Source organism: Microcoleus sp. CAWBG27, from assembly GCF_020883145.1.
Lineage (GTDB): Bacteria > Cyanobacteriota > Cyanobacteriia > Cyanobacteriales > Microcoleaceae > Microcoleus.
This window is the reverse complement of record NZ_JAHREU010000014.1, coordinates 83807-90496: the sequence shown is the minus strand read 5'-3', so window position 1 is coordinate 90496 and position 6690 is coordinate 83807. Positions and strand designations below refer to the sequence as shown.

The following is a 6690-nucleotide window of genomic DNA, read 5'->3' as shown; positions in this document are numbered from 1 at the left end:
TGCGGACTTCAGTCCGCTCTGAAGCAGTTTGTAGTGCGGACTTCAGTCCGCTCTGAAGCAGTTTGTAGTGCGGACTTCAGTCCGCTCTGAAGCAGTTTGTAGTGCGGACTTCAGTCCGCTCTGAAGCAGTTTGTAGTGCGGACTTCAGTCCGCTCTGAAGCTGCGGACTGAAGTCCGCACTACGAACCATTTTTATTATGGTTATCAGTTTGTAGTGCAGTTTGTAGTGCGGACTTCAGTCCGCTCTGAAGCTGCGGGCTGAAGTCCGCACTACGAACCATTTTTATTATGGTTATGGATCGGACATGATAGGATCATCTCAGTTTTGTATTTATAGTGCTGTCCCCGCTCGCGGATTGTATAGTACGCGAGCTCTTAAGCTCGCACTAAAAAAAAATGCTTTTTACAAAAATGAGATGCTCCCACATGACTGATGACAGTTGACAGTTGACAGTTGAAAGAAGAGTCCGAAGAGCGCAGTAGTTGGTTGATCGGTGACAGTTGACTGTTTGCCGGCTGATGACTGATGACTGATGACTAATGACCGATGACTAATATTGCTTCATCGCGCGTTCCATATCCCGCTTGTCTTCGCGTTTTTTCAAATCTTCGCGCTTGTCGTGCAGTTTTTTCCCTTTTCCCAAACCGATATCAAGTTTTACCCAGCCACCTTTCAAATACATTTTTAACGGCACTAAAGTCAAACCTTTTTCTTCCACTTTCCCGATTAATTTGCGAATTTCCTGCTTGTGCATCAGCAATTTGCGGGTGCGGCGAGGCTCGTGATTAAAATAGTTGCTGGCACTTCTCCACGGCGAAATATGAACGTTAATCAGCCATATTTCGCCATTTTTAACCAAGGCATATCCGTCCCGCAAATTCGCTTTTCCTTCCCGAATCGATTTGACTTCGGTTCCCTTTAACTCGATGCCCACTTGATATGTATCTATAATTTCATACAAATGGCGCGCTTGTCGGTTGTCGCTAAGAATTTTGTATCCTGTCGTTTTTTCGCTCATTTTTACCTCCGATTAAATTATTATAAGGCTAACATTTATGTATAGAAAATAGAAGCTTGACAAAACTTAATTTACGGGTCTAGGCATTACCAATTTTGCTGAGCTAAGATTTCATCAATGTGAATTTCAAGCGGTATCATGCAGCGCACCAATATTCCAGATTCGGGAATTTCAGATTCTGTTAGTCCCCCTCAGGCGGTTAATTTGGTTTGGCTGGCTCCTTTTTTGCTGGCGCTTGCTTGGTTTTGGGCCAATATCTCTGCTGTTAAGTGGCTGTTATCGTCGTTTGTTGAGATACCGGCACTGTACAAGATAGCAATTGGTTTTCTGATTGTAGCATTAGTAGTGCGATCGCTCGGTTGGGGCGATCGCCCGCGGGCATTTTCCCCAAACTTCGTTTTGAGGCGCAATCCGCTGCTGTTGATTTTGGGTGCAGGTGTTTTGGCGATCGCCCTAGGGTGCACAATTAATATCCCACAAGTTAGCGTACTGCTATTTATCCTAGGAACTTACGGGCTGTCGGGCTTCTTTGCAGAACCGAATTTTTGGCAAAAAAACTTGCCAATTGCCGGCTTGCTGGCTTGTATTTTACCCTTCAGCAATCAGTTTAATAGCGGCCTCGGCTTGCCAGCGCGAGTGATGACTGCTCACGTAGTAGAACAGTTGCTCTCAATCCTGCACGTGGGAGCTATTTCTTCCTACGATATCCTGATTTTGGAAAACGGCATCGCCCACGTTGATATACCTTGCAGCGGCATTAAAACCCTATTAGTCGGGACGCTATTTTTGCTAGTGGCTACCTGGTTAGAAAGCCGAAAATTGAGTTTTCAATGGCTGGCAGTATGCGCTGCTAACTTGTTAATGTTGTTGTCTGCTAACGCTTTGCGAGTTGTCGCGTTAGTGCTGGTTGCCCAAGTTTGGCAACAGCCAACCTATGCAGAAATCCTCCACGTACCGCTGGGAATTGTAGGTTTAGTCTGCGGTTGTTTTGTAAGTTGGCTGATGCTGCAACAAGTTCCCAAATTTCAGGCAACAACACAAATTGATTTCCCCTCGCAACGAGATTCGGAAATACTGAAAAATCAGCCTCTGGCAAAAGCCGGACTAATTGCGACGGTGGCTGTTTTAGCAGGAATTTCTCAATTCTATCATGTCGAAAGTACCAAAGTAGCGATCGCCCCTTTACAACTACCCCAACAAATTATATCCGAAGCAATCCCGCTAAATCCCAGCGAACAAAGATTCTTCGGCAATTACCCAGAGACAAAAGCAGAAAAAAAGAGATTTGCATCAGGTAACTTGCACGGTTCCATGCTCGCAGTAGCCAGCACATCTTGGCAGACATATCACGCACCAGAGTTGTGCTTTGTCACCAGTGGCATCTCCGTCAATCGAATAGAACAAAAACAGCTAACTCCTACCGTCACAGCTCGCTGGCTGTATCTCAAAGACAACAAACTATCCGCTGCATACTGGTTGCAATCTCAAGCCCAAACCACAGATAACTTCTTATCGCGCATCGCCAGCGACATCACCCATCGCAATCAGACTTGGGTGCTAGTTTCTATTCTTTTTGACAGTTCCGTAAATCCCGATAGTCCTGAGGTAGAAGAGTTTACTGCTAACGTACACAATGCCGTCAAACAAAGCTTAACAGGAGCAAAAAATGAAAGCAAAGCAGGTATTTGATGCAATTTTCAAAATAATTTTCTGGGTGTGGAACTTGACATTTTTGTCAACTGTTTATCTAGGAATTTTGCCATACCTAGCAATTCCGTTAATCCAAGCCACAATAGACGGAATTATTCCCCTGGAATTTTCCTTAACCCTAACAGCACTGATTGCAGTACCGACAGTGTTTACCATACTAGGAGCAAGGCGTTTTCACAAGCAACCATTGCAGCTAATGCGCTTGTTTTATGGAGTAGAAGCGCCGTTGTTTTTGCTCTGCTTAATCAGGCTGTTTATGCTGCGAGAACTGAATCCAGCCAGCTCGCTAATTATCGCTACAATCGTTTTGTGCATTGCAGCATTTTTAGTAGAAATGCTGTACGGATATTTTGGGAAACAAGAAAATATTCAAGATATTTCAATATCTCAAGATGCTCGCAACCGAAATTCCAGTTTGATTGGATTCAGGGGAAACCAGCGAAGTGCATGGATACAGTTAGGATTTCACAGCTTAATGCTGCTAGTTGGAACTTGGGCGGCAACCTTGCTGATGTTTTACGCTCTACCTGTAGCATTTACCATCACAGTTGGATTTTTCAGTTTTGTCTGGGTAGCACCACTGATAGATTCTCTAAAATACACTTCATTATCGATAATTTGGTGGCTACCATTATCCTTGATTTTGTTTGGTCTTACCTCCAGCTTATTCGTAGTAATGCCTTCGCTTTTCGGCTTTCTCTACATCCAATCTGGACGCAAAGTATTTCGCAGTTTTGCTTCCCAATACGGAAAGAATCAAGCAATCATGGGTAGCTTGGGAGTTATGGCCGCTTGGCTGGCGATTTTCGCAGCTTTGCTACAGCAACCGCAAATTCAAGCAATGAAAATGCTGGCAACTCCCGCAGCAAATGACACTGCACGTCAAACTTTATTAGCCAAGTCTGATATGATTCGATCGGGCTTAGTTAATGCTTATTTATCTCCGTACCGCTATCTCAGCACTGTGGGAGAAAACAACCACATTTATGAGATGTACAAAAATACGTTCAGTTTGCCTAACACAGCGGCTCGCAACGTGCAGAACAGCTACAATTTTATCATGTCGCCGTTTTTGTATCAAGGCTCTAATTCCGATGTTAAAAAAGCCGAAAAACTCTACGCTGAATTCTTCGATACCGAAATTCAAAAAGGTGACACGGAAGCAGTAAAGCACGCAGTGCAGTCAACATCTAACCGCCAAGAAGCTAAGGCAGGTTTGCTGAATGTTAATGAGGAAAAAGTATGGTTGCAGTCGCAAGAAGTGAAAGTCACAGAAAAGGGCGATTGGGCTGACGTTCAACTCTACGAAGTTTACAAAAATCAAACGCCGAACTTGCAAGAAGTATTCTATTACTTTTCACTGCCGGAAAGCGCCGCAGTTACAGGAGTTTGGCTGGGCGATACTGGCGATTTGAACAAGCGTTTTGTATTTACTGTCTCGCCCAGAGGTGCCGCCCAGCAAGTTTACAACCAGCAGGTGAGAGAAAGCGTAGATCCAGCTTTGCTCGAACAAGTTGGCCCGAAACAATACCGCTTGCGAGCTTTTCCAATTCCGGCTAAACGAGAGTTTTCGCCCGCGCCAACTAATGGGCCAACGGAAATGCACTTGTGGCTGACTTACAAAGTGATGCGACAACCACAGGGTTGGGCGATGCCTGTTTTAGCAGAAAAACGTAACATTTATTGGGATGGAAATACTCGCCGCACAATTGCTGGAAAACAGGTAAATTACAGGGGGAAAGAGGCAAGAGAAACTTGGCTGCCGGGATTCGTGCCAGCAGTTTCGCAGCAGCAACCAATACCGCGTCTGGCGAATTTGCCGGGAGAAAATACGATTTCTGCTAAGCCGCTGGTTGATGCAAATTATTCGCTGCCGCAGGGCAAAAAGTTTGCAGTGATTCTGGATACTTCCCGCAGTATGACGGGGGAAACAAAGGATGTTAAGGAGACTTTTGAATGGTTGAAAGCGAATAGTTTAAAAGCAAATACGGTTGATTTGTATGTGGCGAGTGCTGCGGGGATGCCGCCGAAGTTGGTCGAAGATTTGGGGAGTTTTGATGTTGGAAAGTTGACGTTTTATGGTACGCTCCAACTTAAGGATATTCTGCAACAGTTTGCACAGTTGCGCGCCGATCGCACTTACGATACTGTATTCTTGGTGAGCGATCGCCACAGTTACGAATTATCCGACGATCGCAAAACCAGCGTTTCCATGCCCTCACCCCTATGGAATGTGCATTTGGGAGGCTTACCACCGGCTTACGATGATGGAACTTTAAAGCTGATTCAAGATAGCGGCGGCGGAGTTTCTACCGATATCAAAGAGGCGATGCAGCGAGTGGCGACGACAGCAGCATCAGGGAAATCTGCAATTACTGTTGTTGATGGCTACGTTTGGAGTTATGCCAAAACTCCAAAGTCGGCGGCGGTTGCGAAAATAACTGATGGTGAAATTGAAGGTTTTAAACCGATAGCTGCGCGGCAGTTGATAACTGCACTTAGCAAAGAGAAAACTTCCAATCAGTTGACTCAGTTGGATGCAATGCACTCGCTGGCTAAAAACTTTAAAGTCGTCACGCCTTATTCTTCGATGATTGTGCTAGTTAATGACGCGCAAAGGGCGCAGCTAAAGGCGGCGGAAGCTAAGAGCGATCGATTTGAAAGAAAGATAGAATCGGGTAAGGAGGAGTTGACGAAACCGAACAATCCTTTGAATGTTTCTGGGGTTCCGGAACCGGAAGAATGGCTGCTTTTGATCGTTGGGGCGATCGGGCTTTTGACAATTTTCCTCCGCCAGCGGCGCGCCAAAGTGATAGGTTGAAAAGTGCGGTGGTTTAAAGTTAATTAACTCCTTCCCAAGCGATGTGCTTGGGAAAGAGTCATATCATGTCCGCTCTATTACCATAACAAAAACAGTTTGTAGTGCGTCGGGAGTGTCCTCCGCATGAAAGCTGACTGAAGTCCGCACTACGAACCAATCTGATTGTGCTTAATTACTCGGACACCATATGAACCCCAGATGCCGGTTCAAAACTTTAATCCGCCACCACCAAGCACCAGTAAAGTCGATTAACGCTCGATCAAAATTGCTTTCGGTTTCTGAGAATCCAGGAGAGAAGTGGAAAGCAGAATTACCAGATCTCCTGTTTCATTTTGACCGTAATGCACCATACCCCCTGCCTCAACTAAAGAATCTCCCACCGTCAGACGAGTAGTTTGGCCCGCGTCTAGGGTTTCTTCTTTACCATTGGCGCGTTTAATTTTCGCGATTCCCTGGACAACAGTATAGGTGAGTGTCCCCAATTCAACTTTGAAAATTTGCATCCCTGGATGAAGGTGAGGCAGCATTTTTGCCATACCAGGAATGGTATAACGTACTAATTCTAAAATTCTACCTTCTGCCTCACTAGGATAACCACTCGCGAAGACTTCCCGTTTCACGGTTTGACTATAGGTATTGATAGGTGGTGTTGTTTGCTGACTTCTGACAATTGCAACTGTTCCCAAGCTAATCATCACCATCAAAAAAAAAACAGGCATAGTTTTTTCATAATTTTATTTATTGGAATATCTGGTTTTCCGTCCCTAGTTGAGATTTTATCTTTGACGATCCTTGCCGCGTGAAGGTACGAGGAGTATGAACACTATTGAGAATGTTTGTTGGGTTATAAAACAATACGGTTTACTTAACACTATTTATGCCCGGAGATCCCCCTCGCATCCCCCGCATCGAAGGGGGACTTTAAGAGCTTCTTGTCCCCCCCTTGGTTCGGGGGGTTAGGCAGGGTGGTTTTATTGTTGTCATATAAATTAGGTACGTAGTTGCGCTTCAGCGCTCTTTCTAAGATTAGGACAGAGCGCTGAAGCGCAACTACGTACCTTGGCAAAAGTGCTATCCGACCTTTGAGCGATGCTTTCGATAGTTTCAGATTTCTTTTTCCGACAATAAAACTGCCCTGCT

The 6690-nt window shown here is 45.1% G+C and carries 4 protein-coding genes; 2 read left to right on the top strand and 2 right to left on the bottom strand.

Annotation, left to right across the window (positions count from 1 at the left end; all coding sequences use genetic code 11):
- Positions 1-551: 551 nt before the first annotated feature.
- On the bottom strand, positions 552-1019 hold the full coding sequence (smpB, locus tag QZ938_RS10935; protein WP_293145085.1) for an SsrA-binding protein SmpB: 468 nt from the start codon (positions 1017-1019) through the stop codon (positions 552-554).
- Positions 1020-1157: 138 nt separating this feature from the next.
- Between smpB and xrtO the strand changes: the two genes are divergently transcribed.
- Both xrtO and QZ938_RS10925 read left to right on the top strand, forming a co-directional pair.
- Positions 1158-2708 (top strand): exosortase O, encoded by a 1551-nt coding sequence (gene xrtO, locus QZ938_RS10930; protein ID WP_293333605.1) that lies wholly within the window; start codon positions 1158-1160, stop codon positions 2706-2708.
- The gene (locus tag QZ938_RS10925; RefSeq protein ID WP_293351308.1) at positions 2686-5550 is read left to right on the top strand and encodes a TIGR02921 family PEP-CTERM protein; all 2865 of its coding nucleotides are present in this window, start codon (positions 2686-2688) and stop codon (positions 5548-5550) included. Before xrtO ends, QZ938_RS10925 begins: the two co-directional genes overlap by 23 nt.
- A 248-nt stretch (positions 5551-5798) precedes the next feature.
- On the opposite strand, the gene QZ938_RS10920 is transcribed toward QZ938_RS10925, so the two are convergent.
- Positions 5799-6269, bottom strand: a complete 471-nt coding sequence (locus tag QZ938_RS10920) for a cupin domain-containing protein (protein ID WP_293333598.1) — start codon at positions 6267-6269, stop codon at positions 5799-5801.
- Positions 6270-6690: the final 421 nt, after the last annotated feature.